The 15374-nt window shown below is 70.5% G+C and carries 16 protein-coding genes; 8 read left to right on the forward strand and 8 right to left on the reverse strand.

Translation table 11 applies throughout. The features are described 5' to 3' along the window. The 5 genes from ACVTJA_RS01955 to ACVTJA_RS01975 all read right to left on the reverse strand — a co-directional run bounded on the left by ACVTJA_RS01955 (position 1) and on the right by ACVTJA_RS01975 (position 6722). Positions 1-1527, reverse strand: coding sequence for a response regulator (locus ACVTJA_RS01955; protein WP_465833289.1), 1527 nt, complete (start codon positions 1525-1527; stop codon positions 1-3). Beyond that, on the reverse strand, positions 1520-3568 hold the full coding sequence (locus ACVTJA_RS01960; protein ID WP_465833290.1) for a hybrid sensor histidine kinase/response regulator: 2049 nt from the start codon (positions 3566-3568) through the stop codon (positions 1520-1522). The genes ACVTJA_RS01955 and ACVTJA_RS01960 overlap by 8 nt, the downstream gene beginning before the upstream one ends. Then, entirely contained in the window at positions 3565-4272 is a 708-nt protein-coding gene (locus tag ACVTJA_RS01965; protein ID WP_465833291.1) for a hypothetical protein, read from the reverse strand. The genes ACVTJA_RS01960 and ACVTJA_RS01965 overlap by 4 nt, the downstream gene beginning before the upstream one ends. A gap of 6 nt (positions 4273-4278) precedes the next feature. Next, entirely contained in the window at positions 4279-4944 is a 666-nt protein-coding gene (locus ACVTJA_RS01970; RefSeq protein ID WP_465833293.1) for a cobalamin B12-binding domain-containing protein, read from the reverse strand. 251 nt (positions 4945-5195) lie between these two features. Continuing rightward, positions 5196-6722 carry a hybrid sensor histidine kinase/response regulator gene (locus ACVTJA_RS01975; RefSeq protein WP_465833295.1) on the reverse strand — a complete coding sequence of 509 codons (1527 nt, stop codon included), beginning with the start codon at positions 6720-6722 and terminating at the stop codon, positions 5196-5198. 298 nt (positions 6723-7020) lie between these two features. Here ACVTJA_RS01975 and ACVTJA_RS01980 point away from each other — a divergent pair, with 298 nt between their 5' ends. From ACVTJA_RS01980 to ACVTJA_RS01990, 3 genes are read left to right on the forward strand one after another with little or no spacing between them, the layout of a single operon-like run. Then, positions 7021-7506, forward strand: a complete 486-nt coding sequence (locus tag ACVTJA_RS01980; RefSeq protein WP_465840751.1) for an RNA polymerase sigma factor — start codon at positions 7021-7023, stop codon at positions 7504-7506. After that, positions 7503-8306 carry an ActD-like protein gene (locus ACVTJA_RS01985; RefSeq protein WP_465833297.1) on the forward strand — a complete coding sequence of 268 codons (804 nt, stop codon included), beginning with the start codon at positions 7503-7505 and terminating at the stop codon, positions 8304-8306. The genes ACVTJA_RS01980 and ACVTJA_RS01985 overlap by 4 nt, the downstream gene beginning before the upstream one ends. After that, positions 8306-8917: a peptidase gene (locus ACVTJA_RS01990; RefSeq protein WP_465840753.1), complete on the forward strand. Its 612-nt coding sequence runs from the start codon at positions 8306-8308 to the stop codon at positions 8915-8917. The genes ACVTJA_RS01985 and ACVTJA_RS01990 overlap by 1 nt, the downstream gene beginning before the upstream one ends. A 6-nt stretch (positions 8918-8923) precedes the next feature. Here the strand turns inward: ACVTJA_RS01990 and ACVTJA_RS01995 are convergent, their stop codons facing one another. After that, the gene (locus ACVTJA_RS01995) at positions 8924-9436 is read right to left on the reverse strand and encodes a DUF6748 domain-containing protein (RefSeq protein ID WP_465833298.1); all 513 of its coding nucleotides are present in this window, start codon (positions 9434-9436) and stop codon (positions 8924-8926) included. Between the two features lie 122 nt (positions 9437-9558). Between ACVTJA_RS01995 and ACVTJA_RS02000 the strand changes: the two genes are divergently transcribed. The 4 genes from ACVTJA_RS02000 (at position 9559) to ACVTJA_RS02015 (ending at position 13014) form a co-directional block, all read left to right on the forward strand. After that, on the forward strand, positions 9559-9807 hold the full coding sequence (locus ACVTJA_RS02000; protein WP_465833299.1) for a hypothetical protein: 249 nt from the start codon (positions 9559-9561) through the stop codon (positions 9805-9807). After that, a complete protein-coding gene (locus ACVTJA_RS02005) occupies positions 9804-10379 on the forward strand; it encodes a hypothetical protein (RefSeq protein WP_465833300.1) in 576 nt (191 codons plus the stop codon). The genes ACVTJA_RS02000 and ACVTJA_RS02005 overlap by 4 nt, the downstream gene beginning before the upstream one ends. 95 nt (positions 10380-10474) lie before the next feature. Next, positions 10475-11581: a DNA polymerase III subunit beta gene (gene dnaN / locus ACVTJA_RS02010; protein WP_465833301.1), complete on the forward strand. Its 1107-nt coding sequence runs from the start codon at positions 10475-10477 to the stop codon at positions 11579-11581. 149 nt (positions 11582-11730) lie between these two features. Beyond that, a complete protein-coding gene (locus tag ACVTJA_RS02015) occupies positions 11731-13014 on the forward strand; it encodes a hypothetical protein (protein WP_465833302.1) in 1284 nt (427 codons plus the stop codon). A gap of 63 nt (positions 13015-13077) precedes the next feature. On the opposite strand, the gene ACVTJA_RS02020 is transcribed toward ACVTJA_RS02015, so the two are convergent. After that, on the reverse strand, positions 13078-14331 hold the full coding sequence (locus tag ACVTJA_RS02020; protein ID WP_465833304.1) for a DUF1990 family protein: 1254 nt from the start codon (positions 14329-14331) through the stop codon (positions 13078-13080). Beyond that, positions 14324-14974, reverse strand: a complete 651-nt coding sequence (locus ACVTJA_RS02025) for a DUF1990 family protein (RefSeq protein WP_465833306.1) — start codon at positions 14972-14974, stop codon at positions 14324-14326. The genes ACVTJA_RS02020 and ACVTJA_RS02025 overlap by 8 nt, the downstream gene beginning before the upstream one ends. Positions 14975-15080: 106 nt before the next feature. Here ACVTJA_RS02025 and ACVTJA_RS02030 point away from each other — a divergent pair, with 106 nt between their 5' ends. Next, positions 15081-15371, forward strand: a complete 291-nt coding sequence (locus tag ACVTJA_RS02030; protein WP_465833308.1) for a hypothetical protein — start codon at positions 15081-15083, stop codon at positions 15369-15371. The last annotated feature ends 3 nt before the right edge of the window (positions 15372-15374 follow it).

Consider the following 15374-nt stretch of genomic DNA (forward strand, 5'->3'; position numbering starts at 1 on the left):
TCACAACGTCGAGAGGAGCTTGTCCAACTCGTCTGGCTTCACCGGCTTGACGAGGTGCCGGTCGAACCCCGCGCGCAGCGCGCGGTCATGTCCCTCCGGGCCGCCGTAGCCCGTAATCGCCACCAGGCGGATGCTCTGCCCCACCCGCGAGCGCAGCTCCTCGGCCACCCGGTACCCGTCCATGCCCGGCAGGCCGATGTCCACCAGCGCCAGCTCCGGTGACTGCGTCAGCGCCAGCGCCACGCCCTGCAGGCCGTCCGGCGCCACCGCCACCTGGTGACCCCACAGCTCCAGCAAGTCCCGCATGGCCTGGCGCGCGTCCGAGTTGTCCTCCACCAGGAGGATGCGCCGTCCGCGCCGCGTGTCCTTGTTCCTGTCGCTGGGGGCGGGCTCGGCCCGCTCGTGCATGAGCGGCAGCGTCACCACGAACTCGCTGCCGCGGCCCGGGCCCTCGCTGTGCGCGTGCACCTCGCCGCCGTGCATCTGCACCAGCTTGCGCACCAGCGTCAGGCCGATGCCCAGGCCTCCGCGAGAGCGCTCCAGGGACGTGTCCGCCTGGGCGAACAGCTCGAAGATGTAGGGCAGCACGTCCGCGGGGATGCCGATGCCGGTGTCCTTCACCCGAATCACAGCCTTCGCCGAGCCGTCCACGCCCTCGCGCTCCACGCGCAGGCTGATGTGGCCGCCGTCGGTGTACTTGGCCGCGTTGTCCAGCAGGTTGGTGAAGACCTGCTCCAGCCGGGTGGCGTCCGCGTTCACCCACAGCGGGCCGGGAGGCAGCGACACCTCCATGCCCAGCCCGCGCGACTCCGCCATGGGGCGCGTCACCTGGAGCACCTGCTGGAGGACGGCGAGCAGGTCCATCCGGTTGGGGCGCAGCTCCACCTTGTCGCGCGTAATCCGGCTCACGTCGAGCAGGTCATCCACCAGCCGCGCCAGGTGGTGCGTCTGGCGCTGGATGATGCCGCGCATGCGCGCTTCCTTCGCGTCGTCCGTGGGCTTGCGCTCCAGGATGCCAATGGCCGTCATGATGGCGGCCAGCGGGTTGCGCAGCTCGTGCGCGAGCATGGCGAGGAACTCGTCCTTGCGCCGGTCCATCTCCGACAGCTCGTCGGCGCGCATGCGCGCGGCCTGCTCCGCGTGCCGCAGGCGCAAGAGCGACTTCACCGTGGCGATGAGCTCCGCGGCCTCGAAGGGCTGGGTGAGGTACGCGTCCGCGCCGCCGTCCAGGCCGCGCACCTTCTTGTCGGAGGTGACGAAGGTGGCGGAGGTGTGCAGCACCGCCATGGACGCGGTGCCGGGGTTGGCGCGCAGGCGCTCGCAGACCTCGTAGCCGCTGATGTCCGGCAGCTTCACGTCCAGGACGATGACGTCCGGCCGGTGCTGCTCCGCCATGAGCAGCGCGCCCATGCCGGTGGCGGCCTCCAGCACGCGGAAGCCCGCCATCTCCAGGATGCGGTTGACGAGGTACCGGTTGGCGTCGTCGTCGTTGACGTTGAGGACGGTGGCAAGCTTGGGCTCAACCACGGCGGCCCTCCTGCAGGGCGTGAGAGCCCAGGCCGGCCTTGGCCAGGGCGTCGCGGATGCGGGTAATCGCCACCTCGCGGCTCAGCGTGTGCTTGGCGAGGATGGCGGCCGTCTCCTTCGCCAGGCGCGTGCGCTCGTCCTCCTGCAGCTCGTGCGAGGTGTGGAGGATGACCGGGATGTCACGCGTGCGCGGGTCCGCCTTCAGCTCGTCCAGCACGTCGAAGGCGGTGATGTCCGGGAGGACGAAGTCCAGGAAGATGAGGTGCGGGGACTGCTCGCGCGCCAGCTTCACGCCCTCCTTGCCGCCGGACGCCTCCAGCAGCACGTAGGGCAAATCCTTGAGGAGCTGCTTGAGCAGGTAGCGGTGGACGTCGTCGTCGTCGATGAGGAGCAGCCGCTCCACCGGGCCGCTGCGGGCCATGGCCGTGAGCTTCTTCTGCAGGCGCCCCTCGTCCACCGGCTTGAGCCAGAACTCGTCCGCGCCCAGCGCGCGCGCCTTCTGCTCGCGGTCCGTCACGGTGACGACGAGCACGGGGATGTCGCGCGTGGCCTCGTTGTTCTTCATGTCCGCGAGGAAGCTCCAGCTCGTCTCTCCCTCCAGCATGACGTCCAGCACCATGGCCGCGGGGCGCACGCGCTCCAGGACGCGCCGGGCCTCCTCCGTGCTGCGTACCGCCAGCACCTGGAAGCCGGAGCGCGCGAGGTACTTCTCGTAGAGGAAGAGCGTCTGCCGGTCGTCCTCCAGCACCAGCACCGGAGCGCGGCCGGGGTCGAGCTGCGCGCTGCGCTCGGTGAGCCCCGCCATCTCGGCCACTTCGGTGTGGACGCGGGGAATGGTGACGGTGAAGGTGGAGCCCTGGCCTGGCGCGCTCTTCATGGTGAGGGTGCCGCCCAAAAGCTCGGTCAGCTTGCGGGCGAGCGGCAGGCCCAGGCCGGTGCCCTTCACCTTGCGCTGCAGGTGGCTGTCCACCTGGGAGAACTCCTCGAAGATGCGCTCGTGGTGCTCCGGGGCGATGCCGATGCCCGAGTCCTGCACGGTGAAGATGACGGTGTCGCGCGGGCCCTTCGTCACCGAGAGCGTCACGTGGCCGGCCTCGGTGAACTTGAGCGCGTTGGAGACGAGGTTGCGCAGCACCTGGCTGAGGCGCGACTCGTCCGTCTCCAGCTCCAGCGCGTCCTCCGGCTCCACCAGGCGCAGCTCCACCGGAGCGTCCGGTGGCAGCAGCGGCTTCATCATGCCGCGCAGCGCGCTGAGCAGGTCGCGCACCACGAAGTGGCTGTGGCGCAGCGTTGCCTTGCCGGCCTCCATCTTGGAGAGGTCCAGCAGGTCGTTCACCAGCTCGAAGAGGGCCTCCGCGGAGTTGCGGATGAACTGGACCTGCTTCTCCTGCTCGCTGCTGAGGGCCCCGTTGATGGGGTTGAGCAGCACCTTGGACAGGCCGAGGATGGAGTGCAGCGGGGTGCGGAACTCGTGGCTGACGTTGGCCACCACCCGGCTTTTGATTTCGGCGGCGATTTGAAGGCTCTCCGCCTTCTCGTCCAGGGCGGCGTGGAGGCTGCGCACGCCGCGGTTGGACTCCTCCAGCTCGCGGTTGAGCCGGGTGAGCTCGTCCGCGCGGCGCTTCAATTCGCGCTGCTGGCGCTCCGTCTCGCGGTGGAGGGTGGACACCTCGCTGAGGGCGCTGCTCACCTGGTCCAGCGCGCTGCCGTAGTCCTCGGGCACCAGGCTGCCCACCATGAGGACGCGGCCGTCTGCGTCGGGGCGGGCGCGGAAGGCGAAGGTGGTGGGCCTGTCCTCGTGGCAGAGGATGAGCTCCCAGCCCTCGACTCTCTCGTCGCGGGCCTGCGAGAGGAGCTTGTCCACCTTCTCCTCGGTGCCCTTCGCCGCGAGGCTGCGCAGCGTCTGGCCCGGCTTCGCGGCGAGGATGGACTGCGCGCGCGCGTCCAACCAGATGAGCGCGCCGTCCGCGTCGCAGACGAGGGCGATTTCCCGGCTGAGGTCGTCGAAGAGGCGGACATCGGGTGATACGAGGTGCCTCATGAACGGGTCTCCTCCCAGGACACCCCCGCCGTGGCGAGGAGCGTCCGGGCCTCCGAGTGCCGCGAGCCCAGCACGGACTTCAACATGCCGAGCACGCTGGGAAATGCCAGGAGACCGAAACCGCGCCGCGGCCAGAAGCCGACGTACCAGCGCACATGGTCTCCCATCACCTCGGGACGGCCCGACGCCAGCGAGTCCGCGAGGTAGGACAGATGCAGTTGCAACTCCTCTTCGAGACGGGGACGGTCCTCGGGAAGGATGTAGAGCGTCAGCCGGCCGGCGGCGGCGTGGGCCAATTCGGGGGCGTCCTGCTCCAGGGCGCGGGCGGGCCCTTCGGTGTAGCGCAGCGCTTCCCGCGCGGCGCGGACGTAGTCGTGGGGCTCGGTGCCGGGGCCCCAGCCCTCGGCCTCCAGGGCCTGCTGCAGCCCGGCGAAGTGGCTGTCGATGTGGCGCGAGCACATGCCGCGCGACACGAGGAGCGTGCGCAGCCAGCGGGCATAGCCTTCCAGGACGGAGGGGCGGTGCTCGTCCAGGGCCTGGACGAGGTAGCGGACGTGGAAGACGGCGTCCTCGTCACCGAAGCGGCGCGAGCGCTCCAGGCCGTAGCGCGCCTCCCAGAAGGGGTCGCGGTACAGAGGCGCGACGGAGGCGGCGGCCAGACGGCTCGCCTTCGCTTCCACGAGTCTGCTCAGCGGCTGCTCCATTGAAGTTCAGACTCCCAGGGTCCTGCAGGCGGTGGCGACCAGCTCGCGCGCGTCCCTGCCGAAGAAGCTGACGCCCATCGAATCCAGCTCCAGGTCCGCCGCCCAGCGGAAGGCGAGGCCGCCCACGGCGATGGGAACGCCGGGAAGGGCCTGGCGCGCGTGCTTCACGGCCTCGCGGAGTTGGGGCAGGTGGTACGTCATCGTCACGGAGAGGGCGAGCAAATCGGGCCGCACCTCGCGCAGCATGCGGGCCAGGTGCTCGGGCGGGACGTTGGCGCCGAGGAAGCGCACGTCGAAGCCGGCCATCTCCAGGAAGTCGCTGGCCATGCGCGCGCCGACCTCGTGCAGCTCGTCCTGGACGCATGACACCATGACGACCTTGCCGTTCTCCGGGTCCCTCGGCAGGTGGCGGTAGAGATGGGCGAGGGCGAGCTGGGAGATGGAGGTGGCCAGGTGCTCCTGCGCCACGGAGATGATGTTCTCCTGCCACAGCCGGCCAATCTCGTACTGCGCGAGCTGGATGACCTCGAGGTGCAGCACCTGGAGGGGGATGCCCCGCAGAAGGCCCTCGTCCACCAGCAGGCGCAGGGCTTCCCGCCGGTTCCCGGCGAGCTGCGCGGCGACGTACTTCTCACGCAGGGTGGTGGTGGAGGGGGCGGTCTGTTGGAGCACGGGCTGGAAGGTGGCGGGCGAAGGGTCGGAGGCTGGTCGTGAACGACGGAGGTTAGAGGGGACCCGTTTCTCAGTTACAGCGAACCAGGTCCAATTTCATCGCCAACCCGACACTGTGTGAGCATTCCGGTAGGAGGTCGCACGCCTGGCTGCCCTGTAGAATTTGCCGATCAGCTCCGGGACGTTGGACGAACGTCGAACGGACCTTGGATGTGTGGACAGGGGCGCACAACGCGAGCGTGTGGCTCGGCTCAGCGCGGCAGGCGCACGATGAAGGTGGTGCCGCGGCCGGCGGCGGAGTCCAGGTCCACGGTGCCGCCGTGCGCGTCCACGAGGTGCCGGACGATGTAGAGCCCCAGCCCAATCGAGTGGCTCGACGTGTCTCCCGTCCTCGCCCCGCGCCGCATGGGCTCGAAGAGGGTGGCCTGGACGTCGTGCGGAATGGGCTCGCCGTCGTTGTGCACGGAGAGGTTCCACCCCGCGTCGGTGCTCCACGTCTTCACGGTGACGGGCGTGCCGGCCAGGCCGTAGGTGAGCGCATTGGTCAGCAGGTTCGTCATCACCTGCGCCATGCGGTCCCCGTCCCAGTGGCCCCGGCCATCACCGGACAGCTCCAGACGCACCTCGCGCTCCGCATGGGCCACGCGCAGGTCCTCCACCACGCCGCGCACCACCGTGTGCAGGTCCGTGGACGTGCGCTCCAATGTGATTCCCCCGCCCAGCCGCGCCTGCGTGAAGTCCAAGAGGTCGCGAATCATCCGGCTCGCGCGCTCGCCGTTGGAGACGATGCGCGACAGGTGCTTCGTGGTGCGCTCGTCGAAGTCCGTCCGGCGCAGCAGCGTGGCGGCCGACAGCAGCATCACCGCCAGCGGGTTGCGCAAGTCGTGCGACACGATGCCGATGAGCTGCTGCTCGAAGTCCGCGCGCCGGCGCAGCTCGTCCTCCACGCGCTTGCGCTCGGTGATGTCCTTGGCCACGCCGATGAAGCCCAGCGCCTCGCCGCCCTCGCTGCGCAGCATCGTGGTGTGGATGTCCACCCAGATGGGGGCGCCGTCCTTGCGCCGTCCCTTCCACTCGCCCCGGTAGTCCATTCCGCCGAGGATGTTCGCGAGGTCTTTCTCCGTCGCGTCCGCGTCGACCTCCGGATAGAGGCGCGCGGTGGTGCCGCCCAGCATCTCCTCCGCCGTGTAGCCGAAGAGGTGCTCCGCGCCGTGGTTCCAGTGCGTAATCCGGCCGCGCAGGTCCGTCACCACCACGCTGTCGCGCACGTTGCGGAGGATGACGGCCTGTTCGCGAAGGAGCGCGTTGGCCCGCTCCAACTCGGCGCGCGTGGCCCGCTCGGCGGCCAGGAGGTTGGACTGCGTGCGCGCGGACGCCCGCGCGTGGAGCAGCCGCTGGAGGGTGGCCAGCAATTCCTCCGGGTTCACGGGCGCGACGAGGTAGCCGTCCGCGCCGCCTTGCAGGCCCTCCACCCGGTCCGTGGTGGAGGTGAAGGACGAGGAGAGCTGGATGATGGGAATGGCGGCCGTCGCCCCGTCCTCCTTCAGCCGCCGGCACACCTCGAAGCCGAGCAGGTCCGGCAGCCGCACGTCGAGCAGGATGGCGTCCGGCAGCTCGCGGGCGCGCGTCAGTGCCTCCTGGCCGGTTCTCGCCTCCACCGTGACGTAGCCCGCGCGCTTCAGCGTGACGCAGAGCAGGTAGCGGCTCGCCTCGTGGTCATCCACCACGAGAATCTCGGGCGCGGGCCGGGCGGCCGGGCGGGGGAGGTCGGTCAACATCGCTCCCGAGGATGACGCAGGCCCGTGCCGCTTTCTTCCGCCCGTGTGGGCGCGGTGTCGGGTACTGGCCCGAGCAAATCCGCGGACCGACGCGAGGGCGCACCCGGAGGCCGGGTGGTGTCGCTCACCAGGCGTGAGGCTGCGCCGGGGCCGAGGACGCGCTCCAGGCCGGGCGGCGGGGTCATGTGGGGACGGTGCACCGGTGGTCCGGCGGGGAAAAACGGGGTACGGACGCGGGCGGTAACAGATTTTCGCGGGGCCGGTGTTCCCTTCCGCGAACGAGGGAGGCGTGACGCCGGTGTCAATCGATGTGGAGGCCTACTACCGCCGCTACGGCCCCCAGGTGCTCCGGCGCTGCCGCTTCCTCCTGCGTGACGAGGAGAAGGCCGTGGACGCCATGCACGACGTGTTCGTGCAGCTCTTGCGCTACCAGGGCGCGCTGAAGGACCAGGCGCCGTCCAGCCTGCTGCACCGCATTGCCACCACCGTGAGCCTCAACAAGCTGCGCGGGGCGAAGCGGCGGCCGGAGGACCGGGAGGACGAGCTGGTGCTGCAGATTGCGTCCGCGGAGGACAATGAGTCGCGCGCCGCCGCGCGCGGGGTGCTGGACCGGCTCTTCGGCCGGGTGCCCGCCTCCAGCCGGGACATCGCCGTGCTGCACCTGGTGGACGGCATGACGCTGGAGGAGACGGCCCGCGAGGTGGGCCTGTCCGTGTCCGGCGTGCGCAAGCGCCTGCGTACGCTGTCCGCCGTGTTGCAGGAGATGGAGCTGGAGGCCGCATGAACTCGCCCACCCGTACGCCCGACTGGCTGCTGGAGCGAATCGCCCTGGGAGAGCTGCCCCCCGAGGAGCTGGCCGCCGCGCGCGCCCGGCTCGCCGAGGAGCCCGATGGCCTGGCGCGCCTGTCCGCGCTGGAGGCGGACTCGCGCGCCACGCTGGAGCGGCTGCCCCCCTCGCGCGTCGTGCGCGAGGTGACGGCCCGTGCGTCCCGGAAGGGAGCATCCTCCCCTTCCTGGCGCCTGGCACCGGCCTGGGGGCTCCTGGTGCCGGCGCTCGCCACCGTGGCCCTCTTCGTCATCGCGCGCCCCGACACCGTCGAGGACACCCAGCCGGTGCGGACGGTGTCCGACGATTCGTACGAGCCGACGCGCATCAAGGGACTGCCACCCCAGTTGCACGTCAGCCGTCAGGTCGCCGCGGGCCCCGAGCGCCTCACCGACGGGGCTCCCGCCGCCGCGGGTGACCTGGTGCAGGTGGAGTACGTCGCCGCGGGCCACCGGCACGGCGTCATCCTCTCCGTGGACGGGCGCGGCACCGTGACGCTGCACGCGCCGGAGGAGGGCAGCCCCACGTCCGCGGAGCTGTCTCCTTCCGGCACCCACATGCTCCCCCGTGCGTACGAGCTGGACGACGCGCCGGAGTTCGAGCGCTTCTTCCTGGTTGTCTCGGATGAGCCGTTCGCCCTGGAGCCGGTGCTGGCCGCGGCGAGGGCCCTGGCGCAGGGGCCGGAGGCCCGCACGGCCCCCCTGTCGCTCCCCGAGGGCTTGACGCAGGTGTCCCTCAGGCTGGAAAAGCAGAGGTGATGAAATCCTTGGCGCTCCTCGCATCGTGGCTGTGGGCAGGGGCGGCGGTCGCCGGACAGTTCCCGGGGGCTTCCCGCCTGATGCCGGAAGCGGCGGTTGAGTCTCTCCTCGAGCAGGAGGCGGGCGAGCCGGCAGCCGCCGCGTCGCGAGGGCTGCGCAAGGGCAAGGTCCACGTCGAGCTGTGGGCGAGCGACATCCAGTACGCCAACCTGGCGGTGAAGTTCGGCGGCGGTCCGTTCTACGTGACGCTGCTGTCGGGCTTCGAGCCGGGGCGTGACTCGCGCTTCAGCTTCGGGCTGGGCGTGGGCGGGCACCTGACGCTGGGGCACCGCCTCTGGCTGGACGGGGACGTGACGGGCGGCGCGGTGCAGCCGGTGCAGAAGCCGCTGGAGGGCGACGGCGGCAACATGTTGGGACAGCTGCGGCTGATGCTGGGCTTCCAGGTGCTGCCGCGGTTGGCGCTGTTCGCCGGGCCCACCTACAACCTGTGGTTCGTCTGGGGGCAGCCGGACTTCGACTCCATCACCCGGATGTCGGTGCACCAGAGCGAGCCGAAGCCGGACCAGCGCCTGCAGCACTGGCCCGGGCTCCAGGTGGGGCTGCACATCTAGCGCGGCCTACTTCGCGACGCGGCTGGCCTTGAGGACGGTGGCGGCACCGCCGGGGCCGGCGTTGGCGCGCGTCTCCAGGGTGGCCTCCACCTTGAGGCCGTTGCCCATCTGCATCTGCTGCACCAGCTGCTCCGCGCGCTCATCGGAGCCGCCGCTGAGGGCGGACAGGTCCACCTCGTGGACGGGGATGGGCTCGGAGCCCGGCTTGTCCGCGCGGGTGGCGTTGTAGGACGGGCAGGGCGGGGCGATGCAGCGCACGCCGCTGTCCTTGACGATGTACACGGCGCTCTCACCTGCCTTCACCTCGCCACCGGCGGCGGGGGTGGGGGGCGGGGCCTCGGCGCCGGGCTCGTTGCCCTTGGGCGGGGCGTTCTCCGCGGGGCGTGCGGCGGTGTCGGCGGTCGGGGACTGGGTGCCGGGCTCGCTGCTCGGAGGGGCGCTGGGAGAGGAGGAGGGCGTGGTGCAGCCGGCGGCGAAGCCAAGGGCCAGGGCGGCGAGCAGCAGCGGGCGGACGTTCATGACGGGCTCCGGAAGGGAAGGGCGGGGACAGTGTCCTCTGCTTATGAGGTTGGGGCCAGTGCGCGATTGAGTCCAGGGGGCCGTGGAGTGGCGACGCTTCAGGAGCGGACTATGTTCCGGCCATGGACCAGGACACGGATCCACGCCGGCGCGAGCGCTACGTGCAGTTGCTGCGGGCCCAGTCCCCGGTGGATCGGCTGCGCAAGGCGGGCGCGCTGACACGCGCCGTCCGGCAGATGGCCACCGCGGGTATCCGTCAGGCATTCCCTCAGGCGGACGAGATGGAGATCCGGGTCCGTCTCGCCGAGAGGCTCTACGGGCGCGAGGTGGCGGCCCGGCTGTTCGGCTCCCACCCGGCGCTCCGAGGATGAGCGAGCCGGATGTCATCGCCGTAGCCCTCCAATGCGCGGACGCGCTGGAGGCGGCCGGAGTGGGATATTTCCTCGGAGGCAGTCTGGCGAGCTCGCTCCAGGGAGAGCCTCGGGCCACCAACGACATCGACTTCGTCGTCGACCTGCGACTGCCCCAGCTCCCGGCGTTCGTCCAGGCCCTGGGCACCGACTTCGATGTGGACGAGGAGTCGCTCCGGGAGGCCGTCCGACAGGGCTCTTCCTGGAACATCTTCCATCTCCCTACCGTCACGAAGGTGGATCTCTTCCTCCTGCGCTCGGGTGCGTTCGACCGGAGTGAGTTCGAGCGCCGCCGCCGGGTGGTCCTCATGCCGGACGGAAGGGGACTCTTCATCAAGAGCCCGGAGGACTCCGTCCTGCGCAAGCTGTTGTGGTTTCGTGAAGGTGGAGAGACGTCCACCACCCAATGGCGGGACATCGTCCAGGTCCTCCGGGTGACCGGCGGTCAGATGGACATGGATTACCTGAACTCCTGGGCAGGGTCACTGGGAGTGACGGCCCTGCTCGACCGGGCGCGGACAATGGCGGGCTAGAGGGCTCCGGCGTTCATTGACGAGCCCCCAGTCAGGGGCTACATCCGGCGTCGCTGATCGGCCCTCCGGGCCGTGACCTGTAAGGACACCTTCCGATGGAATTCCGCATCGCCGCCGACGAGCTGAAGAAGGCCCTCCACCGCGCCCAGGGTATCGTCGAGCGCAAGACGACGATGCCCATCCTCGCCAACGTGCTCGTCAACGCGAACAAGGGCGGCATCACCGTCACAGCCTTCGACCTGGACATCGGAATCGTCTCCGAGCACCCCGCCGAGGTCATCAAGACGGGCGCCGTCACCCTCAGCGCCAAGTACGTCTTCGACATCGTCCAGAACCTCCCGGACGCCCAGGTCACCCTCAAGAAGCTGGCCAACAACTACGTCGACATCTCCAGCGGCTCGGCCCACTTCAAGATTGTCGGCATGGCCGCCGAGGAGTACCCCAAGCTGCCCAAGGAGGAGAGCGCTCCCATGGTGCAGGTGGGCGGCAACACCCTCCTGGAGATGATCAAGAAGACCCAGTTCGCCATCTCCAGCGACGAGACGCGCTACATCCTCAACGGCGTCTTCTTCGAGCCCCAGTCCGGCGGCAAGGTCCGCATGGTCGCCACCGACGGCCACCGCCTCTCCCTCATCGAGCGCGAGATTCCGGGCGACTTCAAGCTCAAGAGCGGCGTCATCATCCCCCGCAAGGGCCTGATGGAGCTCAAGCGCCTCCTCGACGAGGCCCCCGACGCCGAGTGCCACCTGGGCTTCGCGGAGAACTCCGCCCTGTTCAAGAAGCCCGGCCTGTCCATGGTGATGCGGCTCATCGACGGCCAGTTCCCCGAGTACCAGCGCGTGATTCCGAAGGAGGGCGAGAAGGTCGTCCTCGTGCCGAAGACGCGCTTCCTCGAGGGCCTCAAGCGCATCGCGCTGCTGTCGGCGGACAAGAGCAACGCCGTGCGCATCGGCCTGGAGGACAACAAGCTCGTCATCACCGCGAGCAACCCGGACCTCGGCGAGGCGAAGGACGTGCTGGAGCTGGCGTACCAGGGCAACGACATCACCATCGGCTTCAACGCGCGCTACCTGATGGACGTGCTCGCCGTGACGGAGACGGACGAGGTCTCCTTCGAGCTGGGCGACGAGCACAGCCCGGGCGTCCTCCACGCCCCCGGCGACCGCAGCTTCACCGCCGTGGTCATGCCCATGCGCGTGTGAGTCGCGCGTCTCGAAGCGCCGCCTCCTGAACGCATGGGCGCCCACGTGGCGCCTTCGGGCCAACGCAGGGGTGTGTGCTCCGTTCACTCGTGCGGGGCCTCCGGGGCGGGGAGCCTGCCGGCCGCCGGGCACCTTCGTATAGTGAGGGTGTGGCCACCCACCCGGACAACCTGCGGGCTCGGCTGGAGGACCGTGCGGACCTCCTGGAGGCCACGCGGCTTCGCTACCGCGCCCTGCGGAGCATGCTGGATGCCTTCTTCTGGAAGGACCGCGTGCGCGCCCAGTTCGAGCTGCTGCGCGAGGTGGCCCAGAGTCAGCCCGAAGTGGACGCCGCGCTCGCCGCGCTGAAGCGCCGTGCCGCCGCGGAAGGCTGGCCGGCCCATGCCGCGCCCGTGAAGTTGATGGCCGAGGTGGAGCGGCTGCGCGAGGCCGTGTGGCACCTGGCCCTGCGGCGGCTGCCCGGGGACGAGCGCCCGGCCACGCTCGGCGAGGCGCTGCTGAAGCTGGAAGAGGTGGTGCTGGAGGCGGGGCCGCTCCTGGGCCGGCGCACGTGGGCCCGGGCGGTGGAGCTGCTGCCACGCAACCTGCCGGAGCTGCGCGCCGTGTGCGCCGCGGCCGAGGTGTTCGAGCGCGTGTTCAAGCGTCCCGCGCCGGAGGGGCCGCTGCCCTTCACCGTGGCGGAGGCGGATGAGTTGCGGCGCGCGCTGCCGCTGGCGGAGACGGCGCTGGCCGCGCTGTGGCAGCGGCTGGAGCACTTCGACACCAGTGGCCGCGTGAAGGAGTTCCTGGAGAAGCGCGCGTCACGGGCGCCATTGCAGGTGCCTCGCAGCGGGCCGGAGTTGCTGCTGCACGCGGCCTTCTGGTTGGGTGTCGGGAAGGCCCGGCTGCGCGCGCTGCTGGAGGCGCGGCTGGCGCCGGTGGTGCCTGGCGACGCGGAGGTGCCGGAGCTGCTCGTGTGGCTGGCGGCTCGTGAAGGCGGGGCTTCCGAGACGCGTGACGGAGTGGCGGCTGAAGCGCGTGAGGGCTCAGGCCCCGGTGCCGCACGTGAGCCTCACGAGGCTCCAACCCTCGGAAGAGGCCGCGACGCGAAGCTCGAAGCGTGCGCGGCCTTCGGTGAGGGACGCGCGGCCCTGTTCGAGCTGGCCGCGGAGCTGGCGGCGCTGTCCCGCGAGCGACCCCAGGGCGCGTGGGATGAAGAGGCCGCGTGGGTGCGCTTGTGGACCGCGGCGCAGCGGGCCCGGCGCGAAGAGGGCCCGGACGTGGAGCGACTGCGGGACGCGCTGCGGCTGTTCATCCTTCTGCGCGGCCAATCCCAGACACCCGCGCGCCTGTTCTCACCGGACCGCGCACGGCCTCCGGCGGCGGACGTGGGCGCGGACGTGAAGGACCTGGCCGCGCTGGTCCATGCCGCGCGCAACGCCGCCTCGAAGTAGGCCTCCGCCGTGCGAGGCGCGCCACTCACACGGCGAGCTCCCGCCAGGACGCGGGGGCAGCGCTCACTCCGCGCGCGCTTCCACCACCGGCATCAGTCGAGAAGCCAGCGCCGCCACCAGTGCATCCTCGGTGAACGCCGCCGCCACGCTCGGCACCTTGAAGCGCTTCGTGGCCACCTTGCGCAGCGAATAGAACGCCCAGCTCGACGCCACCGCCGCCACGCCGCCGAGCACGCCCGCCAGCGCCACCACGCCGCGCTTCTGTCCCGCCACCGACGAGGCCGCGGCCAGCGCGCCCGCCACCACCCGGCCCGCCAGCGGCACCAGCTTCACGCGCGCGGGCGTCTTCGGCAGCTTGTCCGCCACCAGCTCTCCCGCCGCGAGCACGCCCAGCACCTTCGGCACCCAGGGCTTCGACAGTGCCTCCGTCAACGGGTCCTTGTGAGGCCCCTTCGCCTGCGCCAGCCGGCGGCTCACCAGCGTGGGCGCGCTCATGCTCCGCATCCCCGCCAGCACACCCAGCCCCAGGGGCGTCAACCATTGTCCTCGATGCACGGCTTCTACCTCCTCGTCCATCTGCGTCTTCTTCCGCCCGGGTGCTATCTGCGCGAAGAACTGCACGGGCCCCAGCTCCAGCTCGTGTCCCGAGTGTTCAATCCGTCCCGACTCCGCCGGCTGCCCCACCAGGTCCGGGCGCCGCCGCGTCAGCTCGCGCAGGCGCACGTGCGTCAGCCGGTGCCACGCGCGCTGGTACCGGCGCCCTACCAGTGAGAAGCCCAGGCGGCTCCACCAGTTGGGGAACTCGCCCGGGTGCCATGCCGCCTCGATGTGGAACTTCACCTCGCCCGTCGGGTGGTCCTTCTTCAGCAGGAACCACTCGCGCCCCGCCTCGATGTGGCCTTCCAGCGTCTCGAAGCTGAAGCCGTAGATGCTGCACTTCTCGCCGTACTCCAGCCGCGTGCCGCCCACGCGCACCGCGCACAGGTAGCGCAGCTTCTGATTCAGCGACTTAATCTCCAGCAGCACGGTGCGGCCGCGCAGCGGCTCGTCGGCGGAGAAGTGCCAGCGGACGATGCGCGGGTCCGAGAAGTCGAACGTCTCCAGCACCTTCCGCGCACGCTCGAAGATGCCATCGGGTTGCGGTTGGCCGGGCGGCTCGTGGCCCAGCAGGCCCACCGAGTGCACCTGACTCCAGCCCGCCTCCAGCGTCATCTCCCCGGCGCCGGCAGCGTAGTTGCGGCCCAACGAGCGGGCCTCGTCGAGCCGGGGCACCAGCTCCGCCTCCGTCCAACCGGAGAGCCACCGCCACTCAATCATGGTCCTCGTCTCCCTTCGCGATGAACGTCGGGTCCTTCTCCGGGTCCGCGCCGTCCGGCTCTTCGTCCAGTTGCGTGGTGTCCGCGTGGATGACGCCCACCACGCCCTCTCCGGCGGTGACGGCCGCGCGCAGCACGAACTCCGTCCAGGTGTTGGTCTGCATGGCCTCACCCGCCGTGACGAACCCCACGTAGTGGAACGCCGAGCCGGAACGCGCCCGGCTGCGGATGTGGAAGATGACGTCGCCGTGCTCGTTGCGGTACGCCCCGAAGGTGATTCGGCCCGCCTCCGGGTGGCCGGGCAGGGTGGCGAGCGTGAAGCTCTGCGCGTTCTTGTGGATGACGCGCACGCCGAAGGTACCGGCGCCTTGAATCTTCACCGTCAGCTCGTCACCCACCTGCAGCGGCTCGCCCTGGCGTGATTCATCCACGTGCTGGAAGACACACAGCTCCGCGGGGGCGAACTCCGCGAAGCGGCGCTCCACCCAGTCGATGACGGTGGACGGCGGATGCGGGCACTCCTTGATGACCGCCCAGTAGTCGCGCTGGAGCAGCGGCCCCGCGCCATGCTCGGGGAGCAGGAGGTCGGCTGCCTGGTTGCTCTCGATGTCGGTCGACTCGCTCGCCATCTCGCCCTTTCCCATGCTCGGCCCCACCATGATGGGGACCGCTCCGCCCGGCTGCATGGTGCCGCCGGGTCCGGAACGGAGGAGTGCCGACGCGGGCCGCCTGCCCGCCAAGGAGGGGAGCATGGGGATGGACGTCAATCCGGCGAGCGAGGCTTCGGAGAAGGAGTACGTGGCGCCCCCGGTGGTGCGCGCCGAGCACATCGAGGACTCGTTCACCCGCCTGCTGGAGCAGCAGACGGCCAAGGTGCCGTCGCACGTGTTCCTCTTCGCCAGCTTCTGCTCGATGGCGGTGTCGCTCGGCCTGGAGCTCGCCGGCCGTGAGCGCACGGCCCGCTTCGTGGGCCTGTGGGTGACGCCGCTCCTGGTGATGGGCGTCTACAACAAGATGGTGAAGACGTTCGGCCCGCGCTGAGGC

It is taken from the genome of Pyxidicoccus sp. M6, from assembly GCF_055568925.1.

Excerpts from the sequence above, each read along its gene's own strand:
- ACVTJA_RS01960 (WP_465833290.1), bottom strand. The coding sequence starts at position 3,568 with ATGAGGCACCTCGTATCACCCGATGTCCGCCTCTTCGACGACCTCAGC.
- ACVTJA_RS01965 (WP_465833291.1), bottom strand. The coding sequence starts at position 4,272 with ATGGAGCAGCCGCTGAGCAGACTCGTGGAAGCGAAGGCGAGCCGTCTG.
- ACVTJA_RS01975 (WP_465833295.1), bottom strand. The coding sequence starts at position 6,722 with ATGTTGACCGACCTCCCCCGCCCGGCCGCCCGGCCCGCGCCCGAGATT.
- ACVTJA_RS01985 (WP_465833297.1), top strand. The coding sequence starts at position 7,503 with ATGAACTCGCCCACCCGTACGCCCGACTGGCTGCTGGAGCGAATCGCC.
- ACVTJA_RS01990 (WP_465840753.1), top strand. The coding sequence starts at position 8,306 with ATGAAATCCTTGGCGCTCCTCGCATCGTGGCTGTGGGCAGGGGCGGCG.
- ACVTJA_RS01995 (WP_465833298.1), bottom strand. The coding sequence starts at position 9,436 with ATGAACGTCCGCCCGCTGCTGCTCGCCGCCCTGGCCCTTGGCTTCGCC.
- ACVTJA_RS02000 (WP_465833299.1), top strand. The coding sequence starts at position 9,559 with ATGGACCAGGACACGGATCCACGCCGGCGCGAGCGCTACGTGCAGTTG.
- ACVTJA_RS02005 (WP_465833300.1), top strand. The coding sequence starts at position 9,804 with ATGAGCGAGCCGGATGTCATCGCCGTAGCCCTCCAATGCGCGGACGCG.
- dnaN (WP_465833301.1), top strand. The coding sequence starts at position 10,475 with ATGGAATTCCGCATCGCCGCCGACGAGCTGAAGAAGGCCCTCCACCGC.
- ACVTJA_RS02020 (WP_465833304.1), bottom strand. The coding sequence starts at position 14,331 with ATGATTGAGTGGCGGTGGCTCTCCGGTTGGACGGAGGCGGAGCTGGTG.
- ACVTJA_RS02025 (WP_465833306.1), bottom strand. The coding sequence starts at position 14,974 with ATGGGAAAGGGCGAGATGGCGAGCGAGTCGACCGACATCGAGAGCAAC.
- ACVTJA_RS02030 (WP_465833308.1), top strand. The coding sequence starts at position 15,081 with ATGGGGATGGACGTCAATCCGGCGAGCGAGGCTTCGGAGAAGGAGTAC.